At 46.9% G+C, this 18,280-nt stretch carries 20 protein-coding genes, 1 tRNA gene and 1 other annotated feature; of the genes, 6 read left to right on the forward strand and 15 right to left on the reverse strand.

Annotated elements, in window-relative coordinates:
• Positions 1 to 289: 289 nt before the first annotated feature.
• Positions 290 to 1,285 (reverse strand): thiamine-phosphate kinase, encoded by a 996-nt coding sequence (thiL, locus tag J7545_RS03425; protein WP_318699869.1) that lies wholly within the window; start codon positions 1,283 to 1,285, stop codon positions 290 to 292.
• Between the two features lie 49 nt (positions 1,286 to 1,334).
• Between thiL and J7545_RS03430 the strand changes: the two genes are divergently transcribed.
• Positions 1,335 to 1,889 (forward strand): cofactor assembly of complex C subunit B, encoded by a 555-nt coding sequence (locus J7545_RS03430; RefSeq protein ID WP_318699870.1) that lies wholly within the window; start codon positions 1,335 to 1,337, stop codon positions 1,887 to 1,889.
• 47 nt (positions 1,890 to 1,936) lie between these two features.
• On the opposite strand, the gene J7545_RS03435 is transcribed toward J7545_RS03430, so the two are convergent.
• The gene (locus J7545_RS03435) at positions 1,937 to 2,293 is read right to left on the reverse strand and encodes a DUF3155 domain-containing protein (protein WP_318699871.1); all 357 of its coding nucleotides are present in this window, start codon (positions 2,291 to 2,293) and stop codon (positions 1,937 to 1,939) included.
• Positions 2,294 to 2,574: 281 nt separating this feature from the next.
• Here J7545_RS03435 and J7545_RS03440 point away from each other — a divergent pair, with 281 nt between their 5' ends.
• Both J7545_RS03440 and J7545_RS03445 read left to right on the forward strand, forming a co-directional pair.
• Entirely contained in the window at positions 2,575 to 3,858 is a 1,284-nt protein-coding gene (locus J7545_RS03440) for a sensor histidine kinase (RefSeq protein ID WP_318699872.1), read from the forward strand.
• Between the two features lie 22 nt (positions 3,859 to 3,880).
• Positions 3,881 to 4,471, forward strand: coding sequence for a DUF1802 family protein (locus tag J7545_RS03445; RefSeq protein ID WP_318699873.1), 591 nt, complete (start codon positions 3,881 to 3,883; stop codon positions 4,469 to 4,471).
• A 54-nt stretch (positions 4,472 to 4,525) separates the two neighbouring features.
• Here the strand turns inward: J7545_RS03445 and J7545_RS03450 are convergent, their stop codons facing one another.
• From J7545_RS03450 to ndhN, 13 genes are all read right to left on the reverse strand, one after another.
• Positions 4,526 to 5,122 carry an alpha/beta fold hydrolase gene (locus tag J7545_RS03450; RefSeq protein ID WP_318699874.1) on the reverse strand — a complete coding sequence of 199 codons (597 nt, stop codon included), beginning with the start codon at positions 5,120 to 5,122 and terminating at the stop codon, positions 4,526 to 4,528.
• A gap of 95 nt (positions 5,123 to 5,217) precedes the next feature.
• Positions 5,218 to 5,613 (reverse strand): 50S ribosomal protein L7/L12, encoded by a 396-nt coding sequence (gene rplL, locus J7545_RS03455; RefSeq protein WP_318699875.1) that lies wholly within the window; start codon positions 5,611 to 5,613, stop codon positions 5,218 to 5,220.
• A 48-nt stretch (positions 5,614 to 5,661) separates the two neighbouring features.
• Entirely contained in the window at positions 5,662 to 6,210 is a 549-nt protein-coding gene (rplJ, locus tag J7545_RS03460) for a 50S ribosomal protein L10 (RefSeq protein ID WP_318719137.1), read from the reverse strand.
• A gap of 51 nt (positions 6,211 to 6,261) precedes the next feature.
• Positions 6,262 to 6,436: a sequence feature (ribosomal protein L10 leader region), on the reverse strand.
• 41 nt (positions 6,437 to 6,477) lie between these two features.
• Positions 6,478 to 7,194: a 50S ribosomal protein L1 gene (gene rplA / locus J7545_RS03465; protein ID WP_318699877.1), complete on the reverse strand. Its 717-nt coding sequence runs from the start codon at positions 7,192 to 7,194 to the stop codon at positions 6,478 to 6,480.
• Between the two features lie 119 nt (positions 7,195 to 7,313).
• The gene (gene rplK / locus J7545_RS03470; RefSeq protein ID WP_271943014.1) at positions 7,314 to 7,739 is read right to left on the reverse strand and encodes a 50S ribosomal protein L11; all 426 of its coding nucleotides are present in this window, start codon (positions 7,737 to 7,739) and stop codon (positions 7,314 to 7,316) included.
• A gap of 22 nt (positions 7,740 to 7,761) precedes the next feature.
• Entirely contained in the window at positions 7,762 to 8,394 is a 633-nt protein-coding gene (nusG, locus tag J7545_RS03475; RefSeq protein ID WP_318699878.1) for a transcription termination/antitermination protein NusG, read from the reverse strand.
• A gap of 2 nt (positions 8,395 to 8,396) precedes the next feature.
• Positions 8,397 to 8,624 carry a preprotein translocase subunit SecE gene (gene secE, locus J7545_RS03480; RefSeq protein WP_271943008.1) on the reverse strand — a complete coding sequence of 76 codons (228 nt, stop codon included), beginning with the start codon at positions 8,622 to 8,624 and terminating at the stop codon, positions 8,397 to 8,399.
• A gap of 421 nt (positions 8,625 to 9,045) precedes the next feature.
• Positions 9,046 to 9,132: transfer RNA gene (locus tag J7545_RS03485), tRNA-Ser, on the reverse strand.
• A gap of 230 nt (positions 9,133 to 9,362) precedes the next feature.
• Positions 9,363 to 11,171, reverse strand: a complete 1,809-nt coding sequence (locus tag J7545_RS03490; protein ID WP_413038565.1) for a R3H domain-containing nucleic acid-binding protein — start codon at positions 11,169 to 11,171, stop codon at positions 9,363 to 9,365.
• A gap of 99 nt (positions 11,172 to 11,270) precedes the next feature.
• Positions 11,271 to 12,419: a circadian clock protein LdpA gene (ldpA, locus tag J7545_RS03495; RefSeq protein WP_318699880.1), complete on the reverse strand. Its 1,149-nt coding sequence runs from the start codon at positions 12,417 to 12,419 to the stop codon at positions 11,271 to 11,273.
• Between the two features lie 211 nt (positions 12,420 to 12,630).
• A complete protein-coding gene (locus tag J7545_RS03500) occupies positions 12,631 to 13,377 on the reverse strand; it encodes a salt stress protein, Slr1339 family (RefSeq protein ID WP_318699881.1) in 747 nt (248 codons plus the stop codon).
• 56 nt (positions 13,378 to 13,433) lie between these two features.
• Positions 13,434 to 14,057, reverse strand: a complete 624-nt coding sequence (locus tag J7545_RS03505; RefSeq protein WP_318699882.1) for a VWA domain-containing protein — start codon at positions 14,055 to 14,057, stop codon at positions 13,434 to 13,436.
• A 67-nt stretch (positions 14,058 to 14,124) separates the two neighbouring features.
• Positions 14,125 to 14,592 (reverse strand): NAD(P)H-quinone oxidoreductase subunit N, encoded by a 468-nt coding sequence (gene ndhN, locus J7545_RS03510; protein WP_318699883.1) that lies wholly within the window; start codon positions 14,590 to 14,592, stop codon positions 14,125 to 14,127.
• Between the two features lie 305 nt (positions 14,593 to 14,897).
• On the opposite strand from ndhN, the gene J7545_RS03515 reads away from it, so the two are divergent.
• The 3 genes from J7545_RS03515 to J7545_RS03525 all read left to right on the forward strand — a co-directional run bounded on the left by J7545_RS03515 (position 14,898) and on the right by J7545_RS03525 (position 18,247).
• Complete coding sequence (locus tag J7545_RS03515; RefSeq protein WP_318699884.1) at positions 14,898 to 15,821, forward strand: NAD(+) kinase; 924 nt, start codon at positions 14,898 to 14,900, stop codon at positions 15,819 to 15,821.
• Between the two features lie 91 nt (positions 15,822 to 15,912).
• Complete coding sequence (locus tag J7545_RS03520) at positions 15,913 to 17,244, forward strand: hypothetical protein (protein ID WP_318699885.1); 1,332 nt, start codon at positions 15,913 to 15,915, stop codon at positions 17,242 to 17,244.
• Positions 17,237 to 18,247, forward strand: a complete 1,011-nt coding sequence (locus tag J7545_RS03525; RefSeq protein WP_318719138.1) for a GNAT family N-acetyltransferase — start codon at positions 17,237 to 17,239, stop codon at positions 18,245 to 18,247. The genes J7545_RS03520 and J7545_RS03525 overlap by 8 nt, the downstream gene beginning before the upstream one ends.
• The last annotated feature ends 33 nt before the right edge of the window (positions 18,248 to 18,280 follow it).

The following is an 18,280-nucleotide window of genomic DNA, read 5'->3' on the forward strand; positions in this document are numbered from 1 at the left end:
CAGATTTGAATAAAATTGAACACTTTTGGGAGCGGCTGAAGAAGGAGGTGGGAAAACTCAAGAACCAGTGTGAATCCCTTTATGATGCCATCATAGAAGCTTTTAAGATACTGTCCTAACGCTCCCTTTCTTTGCTATATAATTCCATCTTTGGACTTCTGGCAATATTATGCTTCGATAAACGATCGATGTCCAGATCTTAGTGACAAACTAATAAGCTTTCTGTAGGGGGAGTTGGCAATATTATGGTTCAGTTCCCGGCAAAGTTATGGGTAAAGGCACATGTACCTCATGAAAGCGGAAAATGTTGGAATCCCCAACTTCGATCTAAGGTCAAATTGGGGTTTTGTCGATCGTGACGATCGATCAGTTCAATGCGATCGCCCCCTATTAATTCTCCAATAATGGCCGCCTCTCCCTCTAATGTCTCCACGAAAGGATGAGCGACTTCTGGAGGAAGGCACAACACTAACTCAAAATCTTCTCCTCCATAAAAAGTCCAATGGCGAATCTTGGCTTCAGAAAGTACAGAGCTTAAACCCTGAGCAGTGGGAATTTGACTTAAATCAATCCTAGCGCCAACGCCACTGGCGCGACAGATTTGATCTAAGGCATCGGCTAACCCATCGCTACTATCCATTCCGGCGATCCGTTGCGGCTTTAAATTCCATAATTTGGGTAGAACATCTAAGCGCGGTTTGGGATATTGATGCGCTTTAATGAATTTTTGGCGATCGCCGGGTGACAAAGTCATCGACCACTGAGGATTTAACAAACATTCTAGGCCAGCACGGGAGGCTCCATGAACCCCTGTGACCACAATAAGATCGCCGGGCTTTCCAGTATGGCGTTGACAGAGGCGATCGGGTTTAACTTGTCCCAAAGCGGTAATACTAAGGGAAATAACCGGCGATCGCACTACATCCCCACCAATAATGGCAGTCTCATGGGGTTTTAAACCGTCATTCATCCCTTCATAAAGTGACTCAACCCACTCCACCTCTGTATCTGCCGTTAAACTTAACCCCACGGCGATCCCTAGGGGACAAGCACCCATAGCGGCTAAATCTGATAAATTAGCCGCTACTGCTCGCCATCCAACGGCATGGGGGGGAGTCGTGAGATCGCTAAAATGGACTCCATCCACCAACACATCCGTGGTCACCACCATGCGGTATCCTGGAGTCAGATCCAACACTGCCCCATCATCCCCCACTCTATGGGCAGCACAAAACCGGAAGAGACGCTGCAAAAGCCCCTGTTCCCCAACTTCTCTCACCTTCATGGCCACATCGTAAAATACTGAAAACGTCTTCTATACTTTAAACCCTGACATGATCGGCGAAAATCCTGCCTTAATTCCTCTCCTAATCCTTACCCTTCTGCTGTGTATCGGTCTCTTTTTCTTTATTCGAGCCTCCGTTAAAGACCGAACAGAAGAAATCACCCTCATTGCTAACATCACAGAAGAAGAATTACTTCCCCAACTGCAAACCTATTTTGACAACCGAGCCTACCAGGTTACTGCTCTAGAGAGCCAAACCCAGAAAATCACCTTTGAGGGGACTGTTCAACCCAGTTGGTTTTTAGCCATTTTTCTCTCTTTTTTAGCTACTCTTGGCCTACTTTGTGGTAATCTTGTAATTTCTACCGTATGGTCTGACTTTCCCCCAATCCTATGGGCGATCGTCTTCCTTGCCCCGGGTGCAGGTCTTTTCTACTGGAAGGGCGCTTATCGCACTGAACAAGTGGAGCTACAAGTTCAATCTCTTGAGTCATCCACGAAAACGGCGCAAAGTCTAATTGCGGTCAGAGCGCACCGAGATGAACTGGCTGAACTTCAGAAAGCCTTACAATCTTTGCTTTGTAATGAGGCAGAGTTAAGCTGAAACTCTGCCTCATTAGCTCCCTGAGTTACCTGAAGCTTGACACGCTGCTATCCGATCGGATAAGGTGTATCAACTTGTTTGGCTTCAGTTATGACAGCTCCCAGTAGCATTGATGGGGGTTGAAGGTCATCCGGATGTTTCAAACTGGGAAACAGAAAATGGTTTTCCTCAACATATTGAGCGCCAAATAAACCTTTTTCTGCCCAAAAATACCGATCTGTGGTATGCTCGTTCCGCTTGACCAATAATAAAGCGGGTGGGATAATCCCTTGAGCGCGAATAAATTTTCGAGCTGCCGTTACGGGTTTATCTTCTCCGCTTTCAATGCTATACTGAGGAACTTGTTCGAGGATACGCCGTCCTTCCTGGCGACGACGACTTTTGCGCTTACGTCTCCTAGCCAAATCTCCTTACCTCCCCTTTTAGCAGACAGATGTAGTTGTGGTTACAAAATACGTGCAGATTATATCGGTTTCTATGAAAAAAATCAATCAGTCTTAAGATAAATCAACAAAAGTCCCTAATCATACTGACGCGATCCCTATACAGATCCCCATCGGTAGAACCGGCTAAAGTCACTGAAGTCGCGGAAACCACTACAATAGGGAAAATGGAATTCACTTTGGGTATTCCTCGAATGTGTAATGTTGTGAATTCCTAACGTCCCCGCTTAAGTTCTATCCTCATGTTAAGGCCTGCCAGTTCGGACTTTATTGAACTGTGTCGATCGCAAATCTCCTTGTTGACCCAATCGTTGGGAGCATCTTTGAGTGCAGTTTATCTAACGGAACACCATCTAGACCGGTCGTTTACCCAACTGATTCCGATCGCCGCTTACCCGGATCGGGCAACTCCTTGGACGGAGTTGAAGCCGATCTCTTTTCTTCCCTATGAGGGATACTTGCAAGGTCTTGCTCCTTCTTTACCCAATCCCCTCGATCCGAAGTTGGAATCAGCCGCATCGAAAGTCCTGCCGCAACCTCATCAACTGATCCTACCGCTGGTAAAACAAAAAATGTTGATGGGGTTTTTAGTCACCCAACGGGAGGATCGGCAATGGAATGAACTCGAGCGAGAACAAATTCAACATATTACGAATACATTGGCGATCGCCTGTTTGTTGGATCAACGGGGTCAATGGTCTGAACATCGCTATCAACAACAGAGTACGCTGCAAACGAAGCGTCATGAACTGTTCCATAATTTTCTCCATCAATTCCGTAATCCTCTAACCGCTCTGCGAACCTTTGGTAAACTGCTGCTGAAACGATTGCCTGCTGCCGATCCGAATCGGGCGATCGCCGAGAATCTTCTGCGCGAAAGTACTCGCCTCCAGGATTTGCTCCAATATTTTAACCAATCGATGGATTCCCTAGAAGTGTCAGGGAACCGTCTGAATGGGGAGAATCCTTCAGAACAGCGACTGTTGAGTGCAACCCCTTCCTCTGTACCCCAACTTCCGGCTTCCCTAGGTCAGATTTCCCTCACGCTTCAATCGTGCGCTATTGAAGAGATTTTAGACGCTCTTTTACCGTCTATTGAGGCGATCGCTCAAGATAAGGGATTGGGTCTTAATGGTCAAATTCCGGCTAATTTACCTCTCATGGAAGTCGATCCCACGGCGTTAACGGAAGTTTTGAATAATCTTTTAGAAAATGCAATTAAATACACACCCGCTCCAGGAACGATATATCTACAGGTCACGGCTCGCGAGACTCAAAATCAACTGCTGATTGCCATTAGTGATACCGGCCCAGGTATTCCCCCAGAGGATCTAACTGAGGTCTTTAAGCGCCATTATCGAGGGGTTCAAGCTGAGGGGGAGATTCCTGGAACGGGTTTAGGTTTGGCGATCGCTAAAGATTTAACGGAGCAAATGCAGGGAAGCCTGAACGTTTTTAGTCCAGCCGCCTATCCACCTGACGCGACCCAAGGCACAACGTTTGTAGTTAGTTTACCCATTCCGTAAGTTTAATTGAGGATCAATAAGTATGGTGTTGTCAACGACTCGTGCCTTAAAAGAATGGGAGATCGCCATCCAAGCCTTAGAAACGGGCGAAATCATCTGCCTTTGGCGCAAAGGAGGCATTCAAGAAACCGAAAAACGCTTTCAGGTGGATCGGGATTGGATTTGGCTCTATCCGACTTATGAGCATCAAAAACCCTCTTTACTAAAACCAGTCTATGCGGCTCAAGTTAAGCCAGTTCCTTCTGGATGGCATCCTGATAAAATTACCATTAGTAGTGGTGCAAAGGTTACCGATGTTTTAGAACTCACGGAACCGGAGCAAATTCAGGGATTATTTCACAACTTGTTTGCCGAACAGATTTGGACTGAAGACTTTATCAGCGATCGCCTGCGCTGGAAGCCCCAAAAACCGCTCTCTCTTCTCCTGCTGCGAGTTTACCGCTTATCGAAACCAGCGATCGTTCCCTACGATGCCAGTTATGGCGGCTGTAAATCTTGGATCGATCTACAAATTACGATTTCTGGCGATCGACTCTCTCCCGTTCTCAATGATTCCATTTATGAACAACGATGTAACCAAATTCGAGCGCTTTGCGCTGTAACGGGGGGATAGGGAGAGTTAGGACATTTTTTATTGCCTATTGCCTCAAACCCTAACCTAACTGTCCTAACCCACTCCTGTTTTCTTCAGGTATTGACCCACTAACTCAATGATGCGATCGTCCGTTAACATCCAAGGATGAATCAGAACAGGAACCGTGATGTTTTTCCCCACAGGAACATTGGAACTTTTAGCAGGCAAAATCATTAAATCGTTGGGGGTCCAAATGGAAGTAAATTGAACGGAGTTCAGTCGATCGAAATCTCGATTTAAATCTTGCAAAAACTGACTATTGGGGCGCATTTGCACGCAGCCAGGATTTTGTCGCACGTAGGACATTAAGCTACCATGATGGGGAGACGATAACGTAATGAAGCGATCGCATCGCTCTAGCCCTCCCAAGCGCTGTAAATAGTACCGGCTAATGATTCCTCCCATACTAAAGGCAACTATATCGAAGCGTGTATCTTGGCTAAACGTTCGCTCTACATACCCTTGAATCTGTTCTGCTAACCGATCTAAACCCACTTGGCCATTGTTGGGAACTAAATCTAGAGCATGAGTCAACCATCCTTGACCCTCTAACACCACAGCCATTTTCCTAAACACCGCTCCAGTGTCATCAATGCCATGAATGAGTAAAACCGGATTGCGAGTTGTCATAAAAAAAGCCTACAGAGAGAAAACAAGAGTTTAAACAAAAGAAAAGAGGGGATTGAATCCCCCCTCAAAGTATATCAATTCAGGCCAATGGTTCTCTATTTAACGCTAACTTTAGCGCCTGCTTCCTCAAGCTGCTTCTTAGCATCTTCTGCCGCATCCTTAGCCACTGCCTCTTTAATCGGTTTAGGCGCAGATTCCACCATTTCCTTGGCTTCCTTCAGACCCAAGCCAGTAAGGGCACGAACCACTTTAAGAATGGCAATCTTCTTATCAGCAGGAACTTCTTCCAGAATCACATCAAATTCGGTTTTCTCTTCCACTTCCTCAGCCGGAGCCGCAGCGCCAGCACCAGGAGCCATCATCATCATGCCACCAGCCGGAGCCGCAGCACTCACCCCAAAGACTTCCTCGATTTGCTTAACCAATTCAGAAGCTTCGAGCAGAGAAAGGGTTTTCAGCTTTTCAACAATTTCGTCAGTAACAGCAGACATAGTTAGGTATACTCCGTATTAGTCATTTACGATCGGGTGAAGGGGATTCTAAGCAGCATCACTGCCAGCGTCCCCTCCTTCTTTGTCCACGTAGGCCTGAAGGCCACGGGCAATAGAGGATGGAACTTGATTAATTCCAACCGCCAGTTTGGTTGCCACACCATTGATTGCCCCAGCAATTTGAGCAATAAGTTCCTCTTTAGAAGGCAAGTCACCAATGGCTTTAATCTCTTCCTCGGAGAGGGCACGGCCTTCCATGACCCCACCCCGAAGAATGGTTTTCTTGGTGGCTTTTTGAAAACCTTGGTAGGCTTTAATTGCCCCACCAATATCGTCTTTAACCAGCAGAAAGGCTGAAGCATCGGCCAGGAACTCCTTCATCGGTTCCCAAGCTTCATCCCCTTCTACGGCTTTACGCATCAGGGTATTCTTGGTTACCTTACAGGTGGTTCCTGTTGGGCGCAGTTGTCGCCGTAAATCAGTGATTTCAGCAACAGATAGACCTTTGTAGTCAATGACAACAGCGAGTTGGGCATCCTTCAAGCTTTCTTGAAGTTCGGCGAGGATCGCCTTTTTATTTTCTAGGGTTCTCCCCATTGATGTGTTACCTCCATGGTCTGAGTCAGACATTACTCCGACTTTGGCATTAGTCGCCCAAAAGCAACGCCCCGACAGGGTAGCCGGGGCGTTGCTAGCGAAAATGATCGACCCAACCAGGCTAGACTGACCTGGAGATGGGGAATTTAAAGAACACTTTCGACGGGCCTCGGCAGGAAATTAAGCAGCAAGCACCTGCTATCTTGGGCTGAATCGATATAAAAATTCAGAGGTTTAGAGTTTTAGACGCATTGCAAGTTGTACCCGTTAGGCAGCTTCACCAACTTTGAGGTCTCGTAAGAGGGAAGTATCGACCTCAATCGGCGGGCCCATGGTGGCACAAACATAAACGGTGCGCCAGTATCGGCCTTTAGCACCAGAGGGTTTGTTGCGATCGATGGTTTCCTGGATGGCTTTGAGGTTTTCCAAGAGATCTTCCGCACTAAACGCGGCTTTACCAAAGAGGATATGGACGATTCCAGTGCGGTCTGCCCGGAATTCCAGTTTACCCGCTTTGACTTCAGCAATGGCCTGAGCCACATCCGAGGTTACTGTTCCTGCTTTTGGTGAAGGCATTAACCCACGGGGACCGAGTAAACGACCAAGTTTTGCCACTTTAGGCATCATGTCTGGAGTGGCAATGAGGCGATCGAAGTCCATACGTCCTTTTTGGATCTCATCAATCAGTTCTTCCGAACCAAAGACATCTGCTCCGGCACTGGAGGCTTCTGAGACTTTTTCCCCTCTAGCAATAACAGCGACTCGAACAGTCTGCCCGGTTCCTTTGGGTAAAACTACCGTCGTTCTTAACTGCTGGTCAGTATATTTGGGATCAATTCCTAGGCGAATGTGGGCTTCTGCCGATTCTGGGAATTTGGCTGTGGCTGTCTCTTTGAGTAACTCGATGGCCTCTAAGGGTTCATAGGGCCGCTCTTCTACTTTTTTGTACAGCTCTTGCAGTCTACGCGATCGCTTTGTAGGCATGTTTTTTTGGATCTCCTGGGGTGGATAACGAAGGCCTGACTTCTCCCCCGCTTTAGTTCAATTACAGTTGTCTTAAGAGTAGACAATTCTATTATGATAGCACAAGAAGAAAACTTCTTCTAGTCCACCACTTTGACTCCCATATTTCGGGCAGTTCCGGCCACAATATTCATGGCTGCCTCAATATCATTAGCATTTAAATCAGGCATTTTGGTTTGGGCAATTTCTTGCAGTTGGGCGCGGGTAATGCTTCCTACTTTTTGTTTGTTGGGTTCGGCTGAACCTCTCTCAATCTTGGCCGCTTTTTTAATCAGCACCGAAGCAGGAGGGGTTTTGAGAACAAAGGTAAAACTGCGGTCTTCATAAACAGAGATTTCAACGGGAATCACCATTCCAGGTTGATCGGCCGTTTTCGCATTATATTCTTTGCAGAACATCATGATATTCACCCCATGTTGACCCAGTGCGGGACCAACCGGAGGTGCAGGGTTAGCTTTACCCGCAGGTAAAGCTAATTTAATCAGAGCAACAACTTTTTTAGCCATTGGCAATCATCCTAAATTGACTTTATTGTTTTTCAACTTGATTGAACTCTAGTTCAACTGGGGTATCTCGACCAAAAATAGAAAGGAGGGCTTTGAGTTTGCTCCGTTCCGGACTAACCTCAATTACTTCTCCTTCAAAATCTTTAAATGGTCCAGATAAAACCAGGATTTTGTCACCAGGGGCCATATCAATTTTGACCACTGTTTTATCTTCCTGGGTCTGTTTGAACATGCGCTCGACTTCTGTTGGACTCAGGGCAAGGGGTTTAACATGCCCCCGTCCTCGACCGTAGCGACGTTTTTGTTCTGCCCCTACAAAGTTAATCACATTAGGGGTGTTTTTGACTACAGGCCAGGTTTCATCGTCGAGAACCATATGGATCAAGACGTACCCAGGAAGGACTTTTTCTACCGTCTGTTGAGATTTTCCTCCCTTGCGGAATTGAACCGTTGATTTTTCCGGAATTTTAACTTCCAGAATGCGGTTAGCTACGTTGAGAGTTTGCTTGCGTTGTTCGAGGTTATTTTTAACCCGCTTTTCACAACCGGAAGCAACCTGTACAGCATACCATCTGGGTTTTTCAGCCGGTTTGTTGTCGGTTTCCTGGAGGTCTGTTTCTCTGGGGTTGGACTCAAAAGACTCCTCTGATACCATGATCAAAATACCTGACTGGCTGTCCAAATAAATAGTTTATCGACTGCAAAGATCAGGAAGGCGAATAATCCAACCATGGACATTACAGCAACAGATTCACTGATCAGTTGTTGGCGAGAAGGCCAAACAACTTTTTGCAGTTCGTCTTGCGTTCCTTGCAGAAATTTCTGGGTAACCTCTACGGGGTTGTCTGTTTTTTCTGGTACTTGTGCGGTTTCTTTTTTGGCCACAGTGTTTGGATCTCCCTTCTGATTGAGTGATGGGGTGAGGATTGAGTTCTTCCCATGTATTGATCATGGGTTTCTCTTTCTTTACCCTGACGTTAATCTCCAGTCTAGCGAACCTGTCTTGATTTTTACGACCTTTACACCACTTCCTTTCAGCCAGTTCTAGCAGTCCTAAGCAGGACTTGATGACAGACTGGCCAAGATCAGGGACTAACGCGCCCTGGAGGATTTAAACCCCAAACACTAAGCATATCATAATTCACCCAAAAATCATCGAAATTTTTGGGTCTTAAACTCCCTCTTTGAGGGATCAGTAGAAAAACTTAGGCTGATGGTAAAAAATATTTGAACTATGTGTGAGTAACTGTTTACGGGTCGCGTTAACAAAAGCGAGACTATAGTCGTTGTAAGTTGTATTGTAAGACGGAGAGAGAGGGATTCGAACCCTCGTTAGCGTTTCCACTAAACGACATTTCCAGTGTCGCGCCTTCAACCACTCGGCCACCTCTCCAGGTGAAACTGATGGGCAGTAGGTTATTTACCTACCAGTTTATGACTATATCATCAGTTGCTTTAATCAGTCAAGCAGGAGTGAGGTTAAGTTCTGAGATCTTACTCCTGCCTGACTTATAGAGTGAAGCGCTAGGCAACAGGTAGTAGGAGATTTTTTACCCCTACTTGTGTACAAGGTTTTGAGTAGTCAACCCTGCATTCCATAACGCAAGCAAAGCGCTGTAAGCCTCAAGCCGGATAAATCCGCAGACGGCGATTGGGTTCTTCACCGAAACTATCGGATTTGAGCCGATAATGCTCCACCAGTTCATGTTGCATCTTGCGAACTTTTCCAGAGCGGGGCAGAAGTTCTACCGGTTGTCCTTTGGGAATCACAATCTGTTCTACAGCCAAGCGCGCTTCTTCGAGAGCTTCTAACTCATCTTCTGCACCACTGTGGGCAAAGAGATTTAAGTCGATCGCCTCATTGACATGGGAGGTATCGAGATCCAGCAGTCGCTGGAGGGTGCGAATCATCTGGGGGACTGTGTTCGACTTGAGCGTATGTACCGGTAGATGGCGGGATCTGGCCATTTGTTTGAGTTTCCCTTGGTTTTTCAAATGCGATCGCAACGCTAACACCGCATCGGCACCATCAATATCCTTGGTCAGCAATACCGGTATATTCAACGTGCGAATCACCTGCTCCAATTGATGGCGACTAATCCCATAGGGATAGATATGCAACGGCCAATCCTCTCCATTGGGCCCGGTGGGTCGCTCTTGTTCCCCAGTGCGACTCAAGGAATCTTCCAACATCTGATGAAACGACTCTTGCTCTGGGGAAACTGCTTGCGGAAAAGAAGCATATTTAGAGTCATTGGAGACCGGGAACATATGACCCTGACTGCGCCAACCCTTGACCCCCTGAGCTTTTGACCACCCTTGAGTCTCTCCTACCGCACTATTAGATAAAGGCACTGGAGTGAGATGATTAGATTGGCCATGATGACCAGAACGGCGACCCGTCGGCCGTTGAATGGCTAACCCATTTTCTGTGGTTTCATGGCTAATCACCACTTCTCCTTGCTCATTGACAGTACGCACCTGGGGAGTGGGTTGTCGGCCGCGCAATAAACCATCGATCATTTCATCAACTTGTTCGTGGACAATCCACCGTTGACGCTCCTGCATTTCAATGGCAATCTCGAACGTAGGGGGGGACTTGCGCTCTAAAACTGTTTTTTGTGACCCCCGTCGCCGTGCTTCATCATCGCCCAGGGTAACGGCTTGAATCCCGCCGACTAAATCGGAAAGAGTTGGGTTTTTAATCAGGTTTTCCAGTTGATTCCCGTGAGCGGTTCCCACTAACATGACTCCCCGTTCGGCGATCGTCCGAGCAGCTAAGGCCTCTAGTTCTGTGCCGATTTCATCAATCACAATCACTTCGGGCATGTGGTTTTCCACGGCTTCAATCATCACTTGATGCTGAAGTTCCGGACGGGCGACTTGCATCCGTCGAGCGCGACCGATCGCAGGATGGGGAATATCTCCATCGCCCGCAATTTCATTAGAGGTGTCGATAATCACGACGCGCTTGTCGAGTTCATCGGCCAATACCCTGGCAATTTCCCGCAACGCCGTAGTTTTGCCCACACCGGGACGACCCAGCATTAGAATCGATTGTCCACGCTCGACTAAATCCCGAATCATGCCAATCGTGCCAAAGACGGCTCGCCCCACCCGTAAGGTTAAGCCAATAATGTCTCCAGTACGGTTGCGAACGGCGCTGATCCGATGCAGGGTTTGTTCGATACCCGCTCGGTTATCGCCACCAAAGTGACCGACTCGATCTAAACAGTATTGAATATCTTCTCGGCTTACGGGAGTGTCGGTAATATACTCAGCCGCTTGTTTGGGAAATCGAGCTTCTGGGAGACGACCTAAATCAAGGACAACTTCAATCAGTTGACCGCAGTTGGTATGGGTGTCTAAATTGTGGCGGATGGTCACCGGTAAAATGTCGAGCAATTGCTTTAAGTCGTCGGCCATATCCATTGAGGGTTGTTTGGGACTTTGAGCGTTGGAGGCTTCAGGTATCCGAGGCAGTTCAAAAGCGTTCATAAAATCGATATTTAATAGGGGAATAGGATTGGCTTAGGGGGGCGGGGGTTTGAGTTGAGAGATTAGGGTATGGGCTAACTTGACCCCAGCCCAGAGAAGGTCAGGATGGTCTTCTATATGGGGATAGGCCAATCCCTGGAAAGATTGATCGGTTTGGGTTTCGGATGGCTCCAAGGGTTCCAAAATGGGAGAGAGTAAGACACGAGCATAACTACCATAGGCAACACCTATAATGGGGGATTTTGGATCGGTCAATGGGTATGAGGTCGATCCAAGCTTGTTTGTCTCTGGGGTTCCCAAGAGTCCTAGGCTTTTGAGCTTGGGAACGGTATAGTCGTTCGTTCCTCCTGCCAGTTGTAAGGCTCCTGGAAATCCAGATTCCATAACTTTTTGGGCGAGTTTGATGGTGCGGTGGGTGGTTCCGGAGCTGATGTCCCCACTCATGGGACGACCATCCAGTTGCCAGATTACAGGACAGGGGAGGGGGTGAACGAGTTCATGGAGAGACCATAGATAGTCGATGAGACGATCGCCGTCTGGACAGCTAATGGCGATTAACCGCACAGATGCCGTGTGCGGTGCGATCGCTTGCCAAAGACGCTTGAAGTCTGTATAATGGGAGGTCTGGGTATGAATTTCCAAGGCATCAATCCCTGCCTCGATCAGTTGAGGAACAAGGGTTTGAGGCGTGGAAATGTAAGAGCGAGTCACAATTCGGTTGTGGGGGCAAGTGGGGATACACCGGCCACAACCATAGCAACGTTGGTCAATCACACCAATTTCTGGATGAATGGCCAGTTGAATTGCTTGTGCAGGACAGACGGCTTCGCAGGGCCGAGGACAGTCTGGAGGACATGACGATGGGTCAAATTCGGCTTTGCGGAAATGGGGATCTTCTCCGTCGTTCAGGCTAGCCATGATTAGGGGATCGTGGTTTTTGCCCGGCTGACCGAGTTGGCGTTGCCAAGTTTGGGTCTTGAGTCTACGGGCGGCAAAGATGGCCTCTTGAGCCACGGCGACAATAGCCGGATCGGCCGCCACATCAATACAGTCGGCTCCCGCGAGGGTATAAGCCAACGTTAGGTTACGAATAGCAGGGATATGTTGGTAACTGGCCCCGCAGATAAGCTTGAACCAGCGGCGATCCCCGATCGAGTTTAGGGCAGGGTACAGTTGAGTCACCCTTTTAAGATAAGGCCTTGTGGCCAAAATGGGGAAGTTTGCACTCACAATAGAATTGAGTCTAGATCTCAATGGGTTGAATTGGGGTCTAGAGTTAAGGTCAGATTATTTGTAGTATAACAGAAATGCTTTGTACTACAAATAATCTCTAATGGAATTTATTTTAATCTCCCTATCCCCCCATCTCCCCATCTCCCCATCTCCCTATCTCCTATTCTTCCAGAGCTTGGAGATAATCTAGGGCAGCTTCGAGGCGATCGCCGCCATATCCTTGAGCAAAGCTATCAAACCAAAAGCCCTCATCAGAATAGGGATCGAGCCGTGCTAACCATTCCCTGGCACGAGGTTTGAGAGATTCCCGTTGTTGACGGCGTTTTTTTTCTTCCTGTTGAGCCGCTTCTCGTTTTTGACGCTCAATGGCACGATTTTGGATATAGCGATCGCGCATATTGTCGAGTAAATCATTCGTCTGAGCCGCAGATGCTTTTAGCGCTTCCCGTTGCGATCGCATTTGCATCGCCCTCAAACGCACCTGCTCTAAATCTTGTCCTTTATCACTTGAGTGTTCAGAAACCTGTTGTTTTTGCACCGTGTAACGCTGGCGAATCTGTTCTAAATCTAATTCTGAAGCTTCAGAGTCCGCAGTAGGCGCTTTTTTTTCGGGTTGATACTGTTGGCGAAGCTCGTCTAAATCTGATTCTGAAGTTTGAGAGTCCGCAGTAGGTGCTTTTTTTTCTTGCTGATATCGTTGGCGAAGCTCATCTAACCCAACTTCCTCTCCCTCTATCTCATTCCCACGTACAAACCCAGACTTAATATCAGAGAGCAAATCATCCATCGGTTCATTCTCTTGGTTCTGCTTAGGAAAGCGATCGAGAGGGGGAGGCTGGCGATCTCCGGACTGTTTCTGCTGATGTTGAACCTTCAACTCATTCAAGAAATCATCAATAGAACTCATTATCTACCTAACCTCCCCAATACACTAGGAGATCAATCATCTCCTAATCTCTAACCCTAATCATAGATCGCATTCATCAATACATCCGTCAGGGTCATGGACTCCATTTCCTCCATGATAACAGTATCCACAATGTCGAATTTCGCACCGACTTCAACCATCCGGTCATCTAAAGCCTTAAGAAACTCGGTTACTTTGGGATCTTTGCCTACTTGGATAAAAGAAATAGCTAACTCTTCATCGCGGTCAATTTTGCTTGAGGCATCTCGAATTAAGGCAATGGCACCTTTCTTTTCTGCTTCTCCTTCAATACCATCGGTAATCACTAAAAACGTTTCTCCGTTTTCTTTCGCTTGACCAGCCGCTTTACGCTCAAAATAATCATTGAGGGCATGTTCAAGCACTTGATCGAACTTAGTGACCCCAGAGGGAGTATTTTCTTGGAAAACTTGTTCTACCTTACTAGCTGTGACATTATCATAGCGGCGGAAGTTGGCGGAAAACAAATAAACGGTAATCCCATCTGGATCGAGTTTTTCACAGAATTGGGCTACCTTAAATGTAGATTCTTGGGCCGCTTGCCACCGACTTTTACCTCCCGGTTGATCTTGCAGCGACATACTATTACTTTTATCGATAATCAGAGTATAGTCGCGGTTTTTTAGAATCTCTTCTGCCATAGATATGATCTCCTTGATAGATAGCGCTGGCGCGGGTAGATAATGGGTAATGGGTCAACCGTTTTTTCTAGAGGGCTTGTTTTAGAGGGAGCCAGCGAACATCGCGATCGCCTCCTAATTCCACAATCAGTTTTACCTTTGGCTCTAAACTCGGTAAGGCTGCTAGATAACCCAGTTCTTCTGAGGATAGGATATGACCTTCAATAATCCACAATAGTAGCCCCTTTGACTTGGCGGGGAGTTGAGCGAGTTGGGTTTGAATAATGGGCGGGATAAAGTAGACATCACCAACAGCGGCTTTTTTACCACTGCTCTTTTTACCGAGGTGGGGAGGACGTACCCCATGCACTCCGGTTAAGTAAGCGGATAAATCTCCCAGACCTCTTGCATCTAGGGACAGTAGCGTATAACCGGCTGCGCGGACGCGGCGGATATAGCGTCCTTCTTCTCCCCCTTCTAGGGGGACATACATGCCTAGTGCGCCTGCGCTCTCTAAGTCTCGAATGAGCTTCTTACCTGTGATAATTAGTGCCATTCTCTCACCTGACCTGATGTAATTCAGGTTTATTTTAACGTGAGTGAGGCATTTTTACTGTGGGGCGATGGACTCAACTCTGGGAGCGATCGCTGCTGGTCGAAGGAGATTGAATTACTATGGTTAATCAAGTGGGTTCAAATATTTGACAAAAGTCATCGACAGGACAGAACAGTTCTTCTAAGCTGGTAGTTATAAGGAGGAATTGGACTGATAATTTCCCACAAGTGAGCGTACCCGATGCTCGTATTCATTATTTTCTAGCGATCGCTTATCCTGAACTCAGGTTAATTATTCATTGAATTGTGGAACTCAAACAGGTCATTATTTCCCATAAAGCTGGAGACGCAGATAGTCGTAAATGGGCACAGCGATGCGCGAAAGAGTTAGATGTCCTGGGTTGTCGAGTGCTGATGGGACCATCGGGGGCTAAAGATAATCCGTATCCTGTGTTTTTGGCTTCAGCGACTGAACCCATTGATTTAGCGGTAGTTTTGGGGGGAGATGGCACGGCACTGGCAGCCACTCGACAGTTGGCAGCCGAAGGTATCCCGATTTTGGCGGTGAATATTGGGGGAAATTTGGGTTTTTTAACGGAGTCGGCGAATAATTTTTATGATACGCAACGGGTTTGGGAACGGTTACAAAGCGATCGCTACGCCATACAACGACGTATGATGCTCCAAGCAGCAGTTTATGAAGGCAATCAGCGGTTTCTCCCTCCCGCGAGCGATCGCTTTTTAGCGTTGAATGAAATCTGCATTAAACCCGCTTCCCATGACCGCATGATTACCTCGAAGCTAGAGATTGAGATCGATGGGGAAGTCGTCGATCAATATCAAGGGGATGGTTTATTGGTCTCCACTCCCACCGGTTCAACCTGTTACAATCTCTCTGCCAATGGGCCGATCATTCATGAAGGAATGGAGGCCATGACTGTAACTCCCATTTGTCCCTTAAGTTTATCGAGTCGTCCCATTGTTATTCCGTCTGGCTGCATCGTCAGCGTTTGGCCCCTGGCAGACTACGATTTAAGTACCAAACTCTGGACAGATGGAGTCATGGGTACAGCCATTTGGCCGGGTCATCGTGTTGATGTACGAATGGCTGATTATCAAGCCAAATTTATTATCCTCGAAGAAAACCATTCCTACTATCGCACCCTCCGCAATAAGCTCCAATGGGCAGGGACAAGGATTGAGTTGGATAATAATCATCGAAAGAATTAAAATAAAATCATTTTTAAGTTCTAATTTTCAATTGATATACGGTAGAACCTGCCTATTCCCTATCCTCTAGCGCGAAGCGCTATCAATTCCCATGTTTGCACCTTGGGTGAGTGTACTGTTCGTCTTATCGATTCTCGCAGGCTTGATGCTCCTGTTGCGAGAGTATCAGCACCGGCACTCTCCGCATCCGGAATGGGTGCGCAAATTACTTCATGTGGGCATGGGGTTGGTGACGTTGAGCTTTCCCTGGTTATTTGATTCTCCCCTGCCGGCGATCGGTTTGGCCATGGGCGCGATCGCCTTTCTATGCAGTATTAAGTTTATCCCCTACTTTCATCAACGGTTGGGCAGTGTGACGGATGGCGTAGCTCGTAGCTCCTGGGGAGAAGTGTATTTTCCCTTCTCGGTTGCCTTAGTTTTTACCTTGTCCCAAGGGAATTGGGTCTACTATCTGATTCCCATGCTCCTTCTGACACTTGGGGATGCAGTTGCCGCACTCATTGGAGTGAGCTATGGATTGCACACCTATAGTACCTCGGAAGGACACAAAAGTGCGGAAGGGTCGATCGCCTTTTTCACAGTAGCTTTTTTAAGTACCCATGTTCCTTTACTACTGCTCACGGAGACAGGACGAGCCGAAAGCCTATTAATTGCGGTGATTCTAGGCTTGCAAGTAATGGTTTTAGAGGCGATCTCCTGGCAAGGCTTGGATAATGTATTTATTCCCATTGGCGGATTGATCATGTTAAAGTTATTCCTGCCCATGGATATTCCCTCCCTCAGTTTTCGTCTCATTCTCACCCTCATTGTGGGCATATTAACCCTCAATTGGCGACACAGAACGACCCTCAATGATAGCGCTGTTTTAGGGAGTGCTTGGTTCGGCTATTTAACTTGGGTATTGGCAGATTGGCGCTGGTTTATTGCTCCAGTTATCCTATTTTTTGCCTATTCTTTACTCTGTCCTTGGACTCAACAATACCAGGAACGTCGCCATGATATGCGGGCAGTTTTGAGTATTGGCTCAACCGGGATTTTATGGTTATTACTGGGTAAAATTATGGGTGAAACTCTTTGTTTTTATCCCTATACCTTGGCATTTGCGACTCATCTAGCCATCATTGATATTGCGGTACCTCGATTTCATCCTCAATTGCCGAATTGGCGCTTTATTGGGCGCTCTGTGGTGAAGGGATGGGTGTTAATTTTTGTCCCTTTTTTATGGATTCAAGGCTGGGACGGCCAGGCGATCGCCTATGCTGGAGAAGGATTCATTATCATGGGGCCGATCGCCATTGTCTTTGCTCTTCTACAAGGGAGTTGCCGGAATCTGGATGAGACGTGGATGTGGATTGGGCGATCGGCGATCGTTGCTTTGGGATCGGCAATTAGCTTAAACATTTGGGTAATGGGTCATGGGTAAGGGGTATTTTTCTATGTATGATTATCATTTAATTTATCGAGATTCTGAGCTAGGAATCTTAGCCAGTCTTGACGGAATTCCTGCTCTCAGTGGAACTGAATTAAAGCAACATCAACCGGATCTACATCTGGCAATTTTGCACAATCAAACCTTAGTCGCTCGCTGTTCCCTTTGGTGGAAAAATACGCCAAATTATGGTCAAGAAACGCTTGGATTAATTGGCCATTATGCTGCCCAAGATCGTCAAAGTGCTAAAGCTTTATTCAGTCGTAGTTTAGAGATTTTAGGGCAACACCATTGTACTTTAGCCGTTGCGCCTATTGATGGCAATACTTGGCGCAATTATCGCTGGATTACCGATCGAGGAGAGCATCCTGTTTTCTTTCTCGAACCTGACAATCCTCCAGACTATGTTGAACAGATTCTAGGGGCTGGATTTAGTCCTTTAGCTGGCTATTATTCTGCCTTAGTCACCGATTTAAATCAAGGCGATCGCCGCTTAGAGCGAGTCGGCGATCGCCTGAAAAAACTCGACATTACCCTTCGCCCCCTGAATTTGGACAAGTGGGAAGAAGAACTCCGTCAAATTTATCATGTTTCTAGAATTGCATTTGCGCGAAATTTCTTATATACACCCCTCTCGGAGTCCGAATTTATCGAGCAGTACAACCCAGTCCGTAGCTACATTAACCCAGAATTAGTAGTATTAGTGCAGCAAGGAAACACCATTGTTGGTTTTTTATTTGCTCTTCCGGATTTTTGCTTAAGACAACGGAATTTACCAGTTGAGACTGTGATTCTGAAGACCGTTGCTATCTTGCCCCGAAAAGATTACGCTGGACTAGGGAGTTTCTTGGTCTGGCAATGTCATCAAATTGCCCAAAAATTAGGCTATAAATCCGTAATTCATGCCCTTATGTATCAAGGTAATTCATCCCTAAACATCAGCCATCGATATGCCCAACCCATACGTCAGTATACCCTGTTTGCCAAAGCTATTTAAATCGCCTATACTTGAGTATAAAATTCACTTCAA

This window comes from Roseofilum sp. SBFL, from assembly GCF_017746885.1.
Taxonomy (GTDB): Bacteria; Cyanobacteriota; Cyanobacteriia; order Cyanobacteriales; family Desertifilaceae; genus Roseofilum.